Origin of the sequence: Bradyrhizobium sp. RDM12, from assembly GCF_051917485.1 — a bacterium.
In the GTDB taxonomy this organism is placed as follows: Bacteria; Pseudomonadota; Alphaproteobacteria; order Rhizobiales; family Xanthobacteraceae; genus Bradyrhizobium.
The window spans coordinates 5,396,549-5,409,216 of record NZ_CM133064.1 but is presented as its reverse complement, the minus strand read 5'-3'; the positions used below and the strand labels follow the sequence as shown (position 1 = coordinate 5,409,216).

The 12,668-nt window shown below is 64.6% G+C and carries 6 protein-coding genes and 3 pseudogenes; 2 read left to right on the top strand and 7 right to left on the bottom strand.

What is annotated here, in order from left to right:
* The first annotated feature begins 228 nt into the window (after positions 1 to 228).
* Positions 229 to 507, top strand: a complete 279-nt coding sequence (locus ACTGJ9_RS26520; RefSeq protein WP_456678774.1) for a hypothetical protein — start codon at positions 229 to 231, stop codon at positions 505 to 507.
* Positions 508 to 545: 38 nt separating this feature from the next.
* Here ACTGJ9_RS26520 and ACTGJ9_RS26515 read toward each other — a convergent pair.
* The 4 genes and pseudogenes from ACTGJ9_RS26515 to ACTGJ9_RS26500 form a co-directional block, all read right to left on the bottom strand.
* A pseudogene (locus tag ACTGJ9_RS26515) lies at positions 546 to 944 on the bottom strand (E2/UBC family protein); the annotation flags it as partial.
* 620 nt (positions 945 to 1,564) lie between these two features.
* Positions 1,565 to 2,137, bottom strand: coding sequence for a nucleotidyltransferase domain-containing protein (locus ACTGJ9_RS26510; RefSeq protein ID WP_456673495.1), 573 nt, complete (start codon positions 2,135 to 2,137; stop codon positions 1,565 to 1,567).
* Between the two features lie 12 nt (positions 2,138 to 2,149).
* Positions 2,150 to 3,337 (bottom strand): SAVED domain-containing protein, encoded by a 1,188-nt coding sequence (locus tag ACTGJ9_RS26505; RefSeq protein WP_456673494.1) that lies wholly within the window; start codon positions 3,335 to 3,337, stop codon positions 2,150 to 2,152.
* A gap of 200 nt (positions 3,338 to 3,537) precedes the next feature.
* The gene (locus ACTGJ9_RS26500) at positions 3,538 to 7,296 is read right to left on the bottom strand and encodes a vitamin B12-dependent ribonucleotide reductase (protein ID WP_456673493.1); all 3,759 of its coding nucleotides are present in this window, start codon (positions 7,294 to 7,296) and stop codon (positions 3,538 to 3,540) included.
* A gap of 763 nt (positions 7,297 to 8,059) precedes the next feature.
* Here ACTGJ9_RS26500 and ACTGJ9_RS26495 point away from each other — a divergent pair.
* Positions 8,060 to 8,956: a DMT family transporter gene (locus ACTGJ9_RS26495; RefSeq protein WP_456673492.1), complete on the top strand. Its 897-nt coding sequence runs from the start codon at positions 8,060 to 8,062 to the stop codon at positions 8,954 to 8,956.
* Here the strand turns inward: ACTGJ9_RS26495 and ACTGJ9_RS26490 are convergent.
* The 3 genes and pseudogenes from ACTGJ9_RS26490 to ACTGJ9_RS26480 all read right to left on the bottom strand — a co-directional run bounded on the left by ACTGJ9_RS26490 (position 8,953) and on the right by ACTGJ9_RS26480 (position 12,509).
* A pseudogene (locus ACTGJ9_RS26490) lies at positions 8,953 to 11,209 on the bottom strand (CHASE3 domain-containing protein). The gene ACTGJ9_RS26495 and the pseudogene ACTGJ9_RS26490 sit on opposite strands and share 4 nt — an antisense overlap.
* Positions 11,206 to 11,619, bottom strand: a complete 414-nt coding sequence (locus tag ACTGJ9_RS26485; protein WP_456673491.1) for a response regulator — start codon at positions 11,617 to 11,619, stop codon at positions 11,206 to 11,208. Before ACTGJ9_RS26485 ends, ACTGJ9_RS26490 begins: the two are co-directional and overlap by 4 nt.
* 343 nt (positions 11,620 to 11,962) lie before the next feature.
* Positions 11,963 to 12,509 (bottom strand): annotated as a pseudogene (locus ACTGJ9_RS26480) (BA14K family protein).
* Positions 12,510 to 12,668 lie beyond the last annotated feature (159 nt).

The window sequence follows — 12,668 nt, the reverse complement described above, 5'->3', positions numbered from 1 at the left end:
GAGAGCCTTGCCGATCGGAGCCGCCCCGAACAAGCGCGCGTTGAGGATTTGTGTCGGCATCCGGGAAGGCCGGAAGCCCCGAGTGATCGGATCGCTATCGCGGGAGAACCGCGGCCGCTTGACCACAGAGGCAACTATGGCAGGTCCGTTCTCGGTTGCTGCACCGAGGGCGACGAATATCCGGTCGCGTCCCGAGCACGCCAGCCTGTCGAGATCGTCCGAGAGGCCATGCTCGGCGACGAGCGCATAGACATCCTTCGCGGTCCGAGGATACTCGGAAGGGAGCGGCACTTCGTCAAGCCAAACGAGAATGCCATCGTGCAGACGGCGCTCGAAGGAGGACATGGCCGGGTAGAGATTTGCCAGCCAGCCATCGAGCTGATCGGCCTGGTCGCCGATGACGATCCGCTTGCTGCCCTCCCAGACCTTGATGACCCGCGACGGAGGCGCGGGGCGATCACGGACAGTAGGGGCGGCTCCAACTTTTCCGCGGAGTTCGACCAGTAGGATAGGAACTCCGCCCTGAATTCGGCCTCCACCGCACCGATCTCGCCGAACCCGCCGATCATCTCGCGGGCCATGTTGAGCACCCCGCCGACAGCTCCGAAGGGGTCATCGACGCTGACCGTCGCGTGGCTCGGCAGCACGCACAACAAGCCGTCCTTCTCGACGTGAGGCCAAGTCAGAAATTCGGGCCGATCGACGAGCGCGACGCGGGCGGGCACGAAAGGAAAGCCGGCCGTCACCAACACGTCGAGCCGACGTACTCGATCGGGGAATTCGACATGGTGCCGCCAGCCCGCGACTGCGCCATGGCCGCGATAGGTCGACAACTGCGCTGCCGACAGCCGCTCAGCTCGCTCGCCACACCCCCACCACCGGGCCTCCACCTCCTTGAAGGCCGAGTTGAACCGGTCCGAGAGAGCTTTGCGGCCCTCAGGCATTCCGCCGATCCCCATGAAGCTGGACGGCGGAGCTCCGGGCCTGGGCCTCGTTGCGGACCAGTCCTCCGGTCAGGATCGTGGGCGCCCCGAGACCTCGGGTGGCGCGCTTCTTCGCGCGATAGGCCATGTCGAGACCAACGCCCTTCGCCAGATGCTCGGCGATCAACTGCTCGTTCGACAACACGGCAACTTGCTCGAAGTCCATCCGAGCCTGGTCAAGCCACTCGAAGAAGGCCTTCCTACGCTCAGGGCGCTTGACCCACTTGTCTGCGAAATTCTCCGACGGATCGCTGGGATTCGCGATCAAGACCGCACCGCCCCCCTGCTGTACGATATAGCGATCCATACCACGCAGGATCGTGAGCAGCGCGTCCGCGAGCTTAGGCTCGCCGGCGTAGGCGTGGGCGGCCAGAGTGGTCAGGATGACGGAGATCGGCCGCTCGTCGAAACGGTCGGCGAACATGATGTCGCGGTGCCGTTTCAAGATCATCACTGCATGCTGCAAAGGCGTCCGACGCTCGTAGTCGGGCATGGGCTCGGTGCTGTCCAAAGCGATGCTCCGCTCCTGTTCGCGCCCCTTGACCATGCAGCTACGGAACCAATCGATGAAGCCGCGTGGGTTAGACCGCGGCCAGTCCTGCGAAATGATGCGATAGTTCTGATGGTCCCGGTCGGTGATGGCGATCGCCGTACCAGCGAAAGCCGCATCGAGCCCCCTGACCGCCAAGCGCGACCGCTGCTCGGCCGCGTTTGGGATGCCGGGGGTGACGTCCATGAAACTGCGCGCCGTCCGCGTACACTAGGGTCCAGCAGCGACGCCCTTCCTCAACCGGGTTCTTCATGCTCTGGCTTGCGGCGTAGGACCGGATTTCCTGGCCCAGTCGGCGCTTCAGCACCTCCTGGCTGATCTGCTTCTTAGTCAGGTTGCGAAACTCGCAGACCGCGTCCACGTCGTAGTGCTCGTCATCGCTGATCGGCGGGATCACCGTGCCGAGCCCGAACGATCCTTGGACGTGCACCTGGGCATCGAACTGCCGAATGCTCGACGCCGGGCGGTTGAGCCAATCTCCAAGCGACCGATAGCTCGTCTCGGCCTGTTCGTATCGATGAGGCGAAATCTCGAGCTCCTTCGCGAGGGCTTCGAGTGTTTTTGCTGCTTCCTCGGTGGTGGGGATTCGCGTCTGGACGTTCATTTTGGGCTCCAATCAGCGGGCGTGCTCGAGGCGATGGGTGAGGGCGAAGCCGCCCAACTTTTGGTTCTGGTCGTAGATCGAGAGTGGGGCATGGGCCTTCGGTTGCCAGGACCGTCCGGCCTCTACGGCGATCGAGACCGGCACGGCGGGAAACACGTGCACCGTGGCGTCCTCGCCGTGAGCCTGCTTGATGTCATCGAGTGTCCGCCGGAACAGCTTGGCGAACGCCGCGACGTCATCGGGGCGCCGCACGATGTCGTTGTGCGGGTCGGCGGCGGCGATCGACCAGACGGCGACGTCGGGACCGAGAACTTTCGTGACCCGTTCGTCGGCGATGGGAGCGCTGATCTCCAACTTGAGAGCGACGGGACCCCCGATCCGCCCCGGACGAGCCGACACGCATTGCATCGGTGCCGTCGACCTGTCCCACTTCCAGCCCTTTGGATCCCGTAACAACTGGCGGACCTCGGCGGTGGCGATGTCGGAGATTAGTCGGCCGAGCTCGAACAGCAGCGGGATCGGCGCGAGCCCGAACACGGCGAGACGCTTGATTTCCTGGCGCTCCATCCTGCCGCGGACCTTCTCGTTGAAGACGGTCTGCAGGTTCTTGACGTGGGTCGGCCAGTAGGCCGGATCGTCGTCACGGAGTTCGAGCGTGACGAGGTCGAGGTCGATCCAACCGTCGTCCAGCGGATAGCGGTCGGGGAGCAGGGACCACTTGACCGCACCCTTCTCGACGGGCGACTCGTTGGCTCCGATCTTGGCGGCGTAGCGGATGACGTGGCTGCCGAAGTCTTCGTCGATGCCGGTGACGATCCGGATGCGCTCTTCGTGGCGCCGCTTCATCGCGACGAGCACTTCCTCCGGGTGCTCTGCGACCATTTCGCGGTCGAACACGCGGTGGTGGGTGTCGCAGACCAGCATGAGGTTGTCGACGTCATGGGCCAGTTTGGGAGACCGAACCGGATCTCCGCGAGGCCCGTCGGACAGATCGGCGACGATGTGCCCGATGTAGGCCTTGTTCGCATTCGCGGCGCCGGAGATCTGGTCGCCGACAAGGGAATGGTTGCAGCCCCTGTACTGACAGCGGCCAGCGGCGCGACCCCACAAGATGTTCTGGATCTTGGTGGGAATCTGCTTGCGCTTCGGCCTCGCTGCGGGCGCGGCCTCAGTCTCCGGGATGTCTGCAACCAAACTCATACGTACTTTTTTCAAGGATTCATGATTCGTTCGTCGCGCCACTTCGCGGCGAAGCCGAAGCTCGCCGCGAAGTCTTATCTGATGTCGCCGGCGCCATCGGCGCCGGGCAGAACAGGCGGCTACCCGCCTAGGGACACTTATTCAGGGGACACGTTTTCCCCGTGGCCGCACTCTTGGACACCGGATACTCTACGGAAAACTTAAGAGCATCCGGTGGTGCTGCCGCAAGTGTCACACTTCATGCAAGTTCCATTTCGGACCAGCGTGAAGTTTCCGCACTCAGAACACATTTCTCCTTCGTATCCCTTTGCCTTAGCCTCTGCACGGCGCTCGGCCTTGGAGGGAGTTGCAACCGTCTGCGCACTGCCGGACTTGCTCCACTGGAGTGCCTCAAGTTTCTCCGTTGGAGAGAGGTCGTGGTTGGCCTCCTGCTTCAGTGCGACGGCGCCTTCAATGGCATCGCCGGTACGGCTCTTTTCAGTCCAGCCGGCGGGTTGATGGAAGCCCATTTTGACCGCCGAGTTCGGTGTGTCGCTCGTCGGCATCGTGCCGCCGCGCATCACCACGAGGTTGTCGGTGCGGGAGCGGGTGAGGCCGCGCGAGACCAGCTTGGTGGCGTGCTGGGCGTCCGGCTCCTTGCCTTCCTCGACGCCTTTGCCGAGCGCGTCGAAGTTCGACTCGGTCGGATCGACATGGGCGAGATCGAACCGCGACATGTAGCTCACCGCGAGCTCGCGGAAGACGTAGTCGAGGATCGAGGTCGCGTACTTGATGCTGTCGTTGCCCTGCACGGGGCCCGCCGGCTCGAAGCGAGTGAAGGTGAAGGCATCGACATATTCGTCGAGCGGCACGCCGTATTGCAGACCGAGGGACACCGCGATCGCAAAATTGTTGATGAAGGAGCGGAGTGCTGCGCCTTCCTTGTGCATGTCGATGAAGATCTCGCCGAGGCGGCCGTCGTCATATTCGCCGGTACGGAGATAGACCTTGTGGCCGCCGACGACCGCCTTCTGGGTGTAGCCCTTGCGGCGGTCGGGCATCTTCTCGCGCTCGCGCATCACGATGATGCGCTCGACCAGCTTCTCGACGATCTTCTCCGAGACCTGGGTGGCACGTGCCGCCATCGGCTTCTCGTAGAGGCTCTCCACCGCATCGTCCTCGTCCTCGTCATCGCCGATGAGCTGCGAGTTGAGCGGCTGGCTGAGCTTGGAGCCGTCGCGATAGAGCGCGTTGGCCTTCAATGCCAGTTTCCACGACAGCATGTAGGCGGACTTGCAGTCCTCCACCGTGGCGTCGTTCGGCATGTTGATGGTCTTGGAGATCGCACCCGAGATGAACGGCTGGGCCGCGGCCATCATGCGGATGTGGCTCTCGACCGAGAGATAGCGCTTGCCGACCTTGCCGCAGGGATTGGCGCAGTCGAACACCGCATAGTGCTCGGCCTTGAGGTGCGGAGCACCTTCCACCGTCATCGCGCCGCAGATGTGGACGTTGGCCGCCTCGATCTCGCGCTTGGTGAAGCCCACGGCCTGGAGCAGGTCGAAGCCGGGAGCTGCGATCGCCTCGGCACCGATGCCGAGCTGGTCGCGAATAAAATCCTCGCCAAAGGTCCATTTGTTGAAGGCGAACTTGATGTCGAAGGCAGTCGGAAGCGCCTTCTCGACCTTGGCGATGGCTTCGTCCGTAAAACCCTTGGCCTTCAGCGTCGAGGCGTTGATGCCCGGCGCGTTGGAGAGCGAGCCGTGGCCGACGGCGTAGGCCTCGATCTCCGCGATATCAGCTTCGCGATAGCCGAGCGCGCGCAGCGCCGCGGGGACCGCACGGTTGATGATCTTGAAGTAGCCGCCGCCGGCGAGCTTCTTGAACTTGACCAGCGCAAAGTCGGGCTCGATGCCGGTGGTGTCGCAATCCATGACCAGGCCGATCGTGCCGGTCGGCGCGATGACAGTGGTCTGGGCGTTGCGATAGCCGTGCTTCTCGCCGAGCTCGAGCGCCGCATCCCAGGCCGCCTGCGCGCGCGCGACGAGGTCGCCTTGCGGGCAGGAGACGAGGTCGAGCGGCACCGGATTGACGCTGAGCGCCTCGTAGCCGTTGGACTGGCCGTGGGCGGCGCGGCGGTGATTGCGGATCACGCGCAGCATGTGCTGGGCGTTCTTCTTGTAGCCCGGGAAAGTGCCGAGCTCGGCCGCCATCTCCGCCGAGGTCTTGTAGGTGATGCCGGTCATCACAGCGGTCAGCGCGCCGCAGAGCGCGCGGCCTTCCTTGCTGTCATAGGACAGGCCCATGGTCATCAGGAGGCCGCCGATATTGGCGTAGCCGAGGCCGAGCGTGCGGAACTCGTAGGAGAGCTCGGCGATCGCGCGCGACGGGAACTGCGCCATCATCACGGAGATTTCGAGCACGATGGTCCAGAGCCGGCAGAGGTGCTCGTAGCCGGCGACGTCGAACTGCTTGGTCGTGGTGTCGTAGAACGTCAGCAGGTTCGCGGACGCCAGGTTGCAGGCGGTGTCGTCCAGGAACATGTATTCCGAGCACGGATTGGAGGCGCGGATGTCGCCGGACGCCTTGCAGGTGTGCCAGTCGTTCATCGTGGTGTTGAAGTGCAGGCCCGGGTCGGCCGACGCCCAGGCGGCGTAGCCGATCTTTTCCCAGAGATCGCGCGCCTTCAGCGTCTTGGTGATCTTCTTCGTGGTGCGGCCGACGAGATTCCAGTCGCCGTCGGTCTCGACGGCGCGGAGGAAGTCGTCACGCAGCGAGACCGAGTTGTTGGAGTTCTGGCCTGAGACCGTGAGATAGGCTTCCGAATCCCAGTCGGTGTCGTAGACGTCGAACTGGATGTCCTTGTAGCCCTGTTTTGCAAATTGGATGATCCGCTTGATGTAATTGTCGGGCACCAACGAGCGGCGAGCCAGCTTGATTTCCCGGCGGAGCGCAGGGTTCTTCTCGGGATCAAAGCAATCGTCGCCCGAGCCTTCGCAGTTGACGCAGGCCTTCAGCACCGCCTTGAGGTGCTTCTGGTTGATCTTCGATCCCGTGACGAGGGCTGCGACCTTCTGCTCCTCCTTCACCTTCCAGTCGATATAGGTCTCGATATCGGGGTGATCGACGTCGACCACGACCATCTTGGCGGCGCGGCGGGTGGTGCCGCCCGACTTGATCGCGCCGGCGGCGCGGTCGCCGATCTTGAGAAAGCTCATCAGGCCGGACGAGCGGCCGCCGCCGGAGAGCTTTTCGCCTTCGCCGCGCAGGCGAGAGAAGTTGGAGCCGGTGCCGGAGCCGTATTTGAACAGGCGGGCTTCGCGGACCCAGAGGTCCATGATGCCGCCCTCGTTGACGAGGTCGTCACCGACGCCCTGGATGAAGCAGGCGTGCGGCTGCGGATGCTCGTAGGCCGATTTGGACTTGGTCAGCTTGCCGCTGAAGGGGTCGACGTAATAATGGCCCTGGCCGGGGCCGTCGATGCCATAGGCCCAGTGCAGACCGGTGTTGAACCATTGCGGCGAGTTCGGCGCGACCATCTGCCTGGCGAGCATGTAGCGGAGCTCGTCGTAGAAGGTCTGGGCATCCTCGTCGGAGGAGAAATAGTTGCCTTTCCAGCCCCAATAGGTCCAGCAGCCGGCGAGGCGGTCGAACACCTGCTTTGCGCTGAGCTCGCTGACATAGCGCTCTTTCTCGGGCAGGAGGCTAAGAGCTTCCGTGTCGGGCACGGAGCGCCACAGGAACGAGGGGACGGATTCTTCCTCGACCTTCTTCAGGCGCGCGGCGACGCCGGCTTTGCGGAAATACTTTTGCGCCAGCACGTCGGAGGCGACCTGCGACCATTCGGCCGGGACCTCGACGCCGTCCATTTTAAACACGACCGAACCGTCGGGATTCCTGATCTCCGACGTGGTCAGGCGGAACTCGATTCCCGCGTAAGCTGATTGTCCCGAAGTGGTGTGGCGCCGCTCAATCCGCATGGTCTTGCCCCGTCCTATTCTTTGACCCGACTGCCTCGGTTCAGGCATCCGGGTCGACATTACGTTTCGCGTTTCCACCCAGGCCGGATCGGCCCTTGAGCAACGCAGTTCAGCCGGTGGATCCGGCCCAGTTTCTCCCGACGCGATTGGTCGGTGCGCGCACCGATCATCCGCCGGCATGTTCAGGCCCATCCGCCCCAAAGCGATGAGCCCGACACGCGTTCAAACGCCCCACACGTCACGTTCAACACTTGCCATCCGGACCTGTTTCCAGCCCGTTCTGGCGCCCGAAAAGTCCGCGACCTCAGGGCAGACAAGCCCTCTTCCCGCTGCCTTCGTCTGGCCTGGCGGAGTGCAGTTTTGCGGACCCTTTGGGGGAGTGCCGGCGGGACGCAAACACACTCGCGCCGAACGGATCGAAAGCTAGGACTCTCCGTTGCGCCCGTCAATAACTAGTGCGAGTTCCTGAATCAAATACTAAATATGGTGGATTGTGGGGGATAACAGGGGGCAAGCCGTCACCTGCTGTTGAGCCAAGTATCAGTGAGTCCTCAGGGATTCCCAACCGAAAAAATTTGCATCCGGTGGCGATACGGACCCTTCATCCCGCTGTTCACAGGGCAGGTATATTTTTGAGGCCCGGGGTTGCGCCAACGGGACTCACGTAGGGCTACGGAAGGTGAGGGCAGGCATGCCCGCCGAGGTGGTGGTGGCGACGCCGAATCCGCGCCAAGCTGAGGCTCGATTTTGCCGGATTGCCCACATGCTTGATTCGACCCGCCGGGATGCGCGACCGCGCATCGCCCCGGCCGGCCTGATGTTCCTCGCGATCACCTCGATCGGCTGGGGCTTCAATTGGCCGGTCACGAAATTCCTGCTCGGCGAGCTGCCGCCGCTGACCTTGCGCGGGGTGACCGGCGTGCTCGGCGCGGTGCTGCTAGCGGTGCTGGCGCTGGTCCGCGGCGACAGCCTGAAAGTCGCGCCCCGGATCTGGCTACGGCTGGCGACCGCCGCGATCCTCAACGTCACCGGCTGGATGGTGCTGATGGGGCTGGCGCTGCTGTGGCTGCCGGCGAGCGAGGCGGCGCTGATTGCCTACACCATGCCGGTCTGGGCTTCGCTGATCGCCTGGCCCGTGCTCGGCGAGCGGCCGACGGTGCTGCGCACGCTCGGGCTGGTGATGGCATTTGCGGGCCTCGCCTCGATCATGGGCGGCAACGGCATCGCCGCCAGCGCGGAGAAGCTGCCCGGCATCATCATGGCGCTGTGCGGCGCGATCGGCTTTGCGGTCGGCACGGTGTTTTCGAAGAAGTACCCGATCCATTTGCCGCCGATCACGGCCGCCGCCTGGCAGATCGGGATCGGCTGCCTGCCGATCTCGATCATCGGCCTGCTGATCGAGACCTCGCATCTGGACAAGGTGACGCCGCTCGGCTGGTGGCTGCTGGTCTATTCGACGGTGGTGCAGTTCTGCATCGCCTATGTCAGCTGGTTTGCGGCGCTTTCGCGCCTGCCGGCCTCGGTCGCCGCGATCGGAACGATGGCCGTGCCTGTGATCGGCGTGGTGGCGTCAGCGCTGGCGCTGCACGAGCCGCTCGGGGCGGGACAGATCGCCGGGCTGATCTTCACGCTGGCCGCGGTGCTGCTGGCGACGCGTTAGCCCGCCACCATCCCGCCGCCGCCCAGCGCCTTCCGGATCATCTCGGCGAGCTGGTTTCTTCGATAGGGCTTTGTCAGCAGCATCACGCCGTCATCGAGCTTGCCGTGGTGGACGATGGCGTTGTCGGTGTAGCCGGAGGTGTAGAGCACCTTTACGCCCGGCCGGCGCCTGGCGATCTCCTCGGCGAGCTCGCGGCCGCTCATGCCACCGGGGATGACGACGTCGGTGAAGAGCAGATCGAAGGCTTGGCCGGCCTCGATCAATTGCAGCGCGGCGCGGCTGTCCGCGGCGGCCACCGTCTTGTAGCCGAGGCTCTGCAGCTGCGCGGTGACGAAATTGCGCACCAGCGTGTCGTCCTCGACCACGAAAATGGTCTCGGCGCCGCCTTCGGCCTGTGGTGCGATCGCGGCCGTGGCTTCCGTCGTGCCTTCGCCCGGCGGCAGATAGAGCTTGATCGTGGTGCCGTGGCCTTGCTCGCTGTAGATCTTGATTTGGCCGCCGGACTGCTTGACGAAGCCGTAGACCATGGAGAGGCCGAGACCCGAGCCTTTGCCGACCTCCTTGGTGGTGAAGAAGGGCTCGAACGCCTTCTCCTGGACATCCGGCGGCATGCCGGCCCCGCTGTCGCTGACCGCAAGCATCACGTAAGGGCCGGGCGTGACGTCCGCATTGGTCTTCGCATAGGCCTCGTCCAGCACGACGCGGTGGGTTTCGAGCAGCAGCTTGCCGCCGTTCGCCATGGCGTCGCGGGCATTGATCGCCATGTTGAGCACGGCATTGGTGAGGCGGGACGGGTCGATATGCGCCGTCATCGGCTCCTGTTCCAGCACGGTCTCGATCTGGATCTGTTCGCCGAGGGTGGGACGCAACAGTTTTGCGATATCGGCGATCGCGCCGTTGATGTCGACATTGCGCGGCTGCAGCGGCTGCCTGCGCGCAAACGAGAAGGTGCTGGATCAGCTCGGCGCAGCGCCCGGCGGCATCGTCGATCAGGCGCGCGGTGCGCTGCAGCTCGGGCTGCTGCTTCAGGCTCGCCACCAGCGTCTCGGTGTTACCCGAGATCACGGTCAGCATGTTGTTGAAGTCGTGTGCGACGCCGCCGGTCAGCTTGCCGATGGCGTCGAGCTTCTGCGATTGATGCAATTGCCGCTCGGTTTCGCGCGAGGATGTGGCGTCGTGATAGACCAGCACGCCGCCCGAGATGTTGCCTTGCCCGCCGCGCATCGGCCGGCCGCTGATCATCAGATGGCGCGCGATGTTGCCGCTGTGCGGGCGGACGATCATCTCCAGGTTTTCGAATTCGTCGCCACGCAGCACCCGCGCGGAGGGCAGTTCGTCGGGTTTGAGCGGCGTGACGCCGTCGCCATGGAAAACGTCGGACAGGGCGCGCAGATTGCGCAGGTTCATGCCGGTCCGGTGCAGCAGCATGCGCTCCGCGGCCGGATTGGACAAAAGGACATTGCCCTCGGCGTCGATCACCAGCACCGCCTCCGCCATGCTGCGGAACGTGCTCTGGAGCACGTTGACCGACAGGCGCAGCTCGTCGTGGGCGGTGACGAGGTGCTCCGTGCGTTCGGCAACGGCCGCCTCGAGTTGCTGGTTGGCCGCCGTGGTCTCCAGCAGTGTGCTCTTCAGCGCGACCGTGGTGCGCTGGTTCTCGCGCATCACCATCACGACCAGCAACAGGATTACCAGCGCGCCGGCGACGTCGATGCCGAGCAGCACGATGCCGGTGCGGCGCAGATCCTGGGAGCGCGCGGTGAGCAACCGTTCCTCTTCTGCGCTCAGCTGGTCGAGATTGCCCATCACCGTGTCCATCAGACCGCGACCCTCGCCCTTGCCCTGGAGCGCGGCAATGCCGGCCCCGTCGTTGGCGGCGCGCAGGCTCATCACTTGGGCGGCGATCTCGATCCGGCGCAGCGCCAGCGCCTCCGTCCCCTCCAGCAGCACGACCTGATCGGGATTGTCGCGCACGACCCGCTTGAGGTCGGCGAGCGCCGGCGCGATCTGAGCACGCACCGCCTGGAACTCGTCGCTGAAGCCGGGACTGCGATAAAGCTCGTAGCCGCGTGCGGCGCTCTCGGCGTGACGCATCAGCACGCGCAGATCGGAGATCTTCTTCTGCACCTGGACGGTGTGATTGACCCAGGCCGCGTCCGAGCGCGACTTTACGTCGAGCCCGATCGAGGCGGCGGTGATGAGCAGGAGGATGGCAAGTCCAGCACCTAGAATGACGCGCTGCGAGGGAATCAAGGGGCCTCTTTCTGGTCCTTCGACGGCGCGCTCTCGCCGAGGCATTCCCGGATTGTCGTCAACAGCGTCTCGGGCGTGAACGGCTTGCGCAGGCAGCGCGAGGCGCCGAGCTCCAGCGCCATGCGGAGGAAGTCCGGGGAGGGCGAGGCGGATGAGGCGAAAGCATAGCCAGACATGGCGATCAACGGAATCGCCGGCGCACGCTCATGGAAGATGCGGATGGATTCGAAGCCGCGCATATGCGGCATGAAGATATCAACCAGCATGACATCAAACGTCTGCGCCTCCAGCGCAGCCAACCCGGTTTCGCCGCCGTCGGTGAGCGTGACGTCGAAGCCCTGGCGCAGGAGGAGGACCTCGATGGTCGCGCCGACCATCGGATCGTCATCGACCACGAGAATACGCGGCATGACCTTCCCTAGTAGATCGAAGTCCCCACAGTGATTGGTGATATAGGCAGATCGTGCGCCGGGTCAATTTTGGATTGGGACGAAGTAGATGTGCACGGCGGAATGCATAGCGCCTCTGCAGGTTCCGGCGGCCGGTGAATTCCGTCGGATTTCAATGACAGGTTGAGGCAAATCCGGGCGGTCCACGACAGCGCCTCCGCGATCCCGGCGGTCGGCGCGTGTTCGCGACGAGGCGTGCAAGAGTTCGTGCAAGAGCTTCAGTGAAGGACTCGCACAGGCGCCGCCAACACTGGAGCGGCGCCGTCGGCCGGCGCCGCTCACAGATGATGCCGTTCAGGCCGTATTACGGGCAGGGATGACGTAGCCCGTCATAGCCGAGATAGGTGCCGGACGCCGGGTCGTAGGACCGGAAGCGCTGAGCGCAATAGGCCGACGAGTCGCCGCCAGTGTCGGGCACCACGGCGACAGTCGCGCCGTCGTCATAGTAGCTGTCGTCGTAATAGCCGTCGCCGTAATACGGGCCACCGCCATAATAGGCGTAGGACGACCCCAGCGCGCCAATCGCCGCACCGGCTGCGACGCCGGGCCGAAGCCACCGCCGCGGTGATGCCAGCCATCGCCGTGCCAGTTGCCGCCGCCGCCGTTCCAGTGGCCTCCGGCTGCTGCGAAGTTGCGGCCACCTCCGTTAAAGGCGGCTCCGGCGCTCGGGCGCGCCGCCGCGTTGGCCGCGAAATTGCCGCCGCCACCACCGATCCGGGCGCCGCCGCCATGCTGCCGCCGCCCATGTGGACGCCGCCGCCACCGAAGTGAGCACCGCCACCGCCGCCGAAATGGCCACCGCCACCGCCGCCGTGACCGCCACGGCCCTGGGCGAAGCTCGGGGTCGCCATCGGAAGCACCAGTGCCAGCGCCGCGGCTGCACTCAAAACTCTCGACTGTTCATGATCAAACTCCTTTTCCCGAGAGCAAACACACCGAAACGGCCGTTGTTCCTGGGGTCACGCCGGTGTGCGCAGGAAAGGCCAGACTTCCACGCCGCCGCTGTACCG

What these genes read in the sequence shown, in the direction of transcription:
- ACTGJ9_RS26520 (WP_456678774.1), top strand. Translation starts at nt 229, where the DNA reads ATGCTCGGCGACGAGCGCATAGACATCCTTCGCGGTCCGAGGATACTC.
- ACTGJ9_RS26510 (WP_456673495.1), bottom strand. Translation starts at nt 2,137, where the DNA reads ATGAACGTCCAGACGCGAATCCCCACCACCGAGGAAGCAGCAAAAACA.
- ACTGJ9_RS26505 (WP_456673494.1), bottom strand. Translation starts at nt 3,337, where the DNA reads ATGAGTTTGGTTGCAGACATCCCGGAGACTGAGGCCGCGCCCGCAGCG.
- ACTGJ9_RS26500 (WP_456673493.1), bottom strand. Translation starts at nt 7,296, where the DNA reads ATGCGGATTGAGCGGCGCCACACCACTTCGGGACAATCAGCTTACGCG.
- ACTGJ9_RS26495 (WP_456673492.1), top strand. Translation starts at nt 8,060, where the DNA reads ATGCTTGATTCGACCCGCCGGGATGCGCGACCGCGCATCGCCCCGGCC.
- ACTGJ9_RS26485 (WP_456673491.1), bottom strand. Translation starts at nt 11,619, where the DNA reads ATGCCGCGTATTCTCGTGGTCGATGACGATCCGATGGTCGGCGCGACC.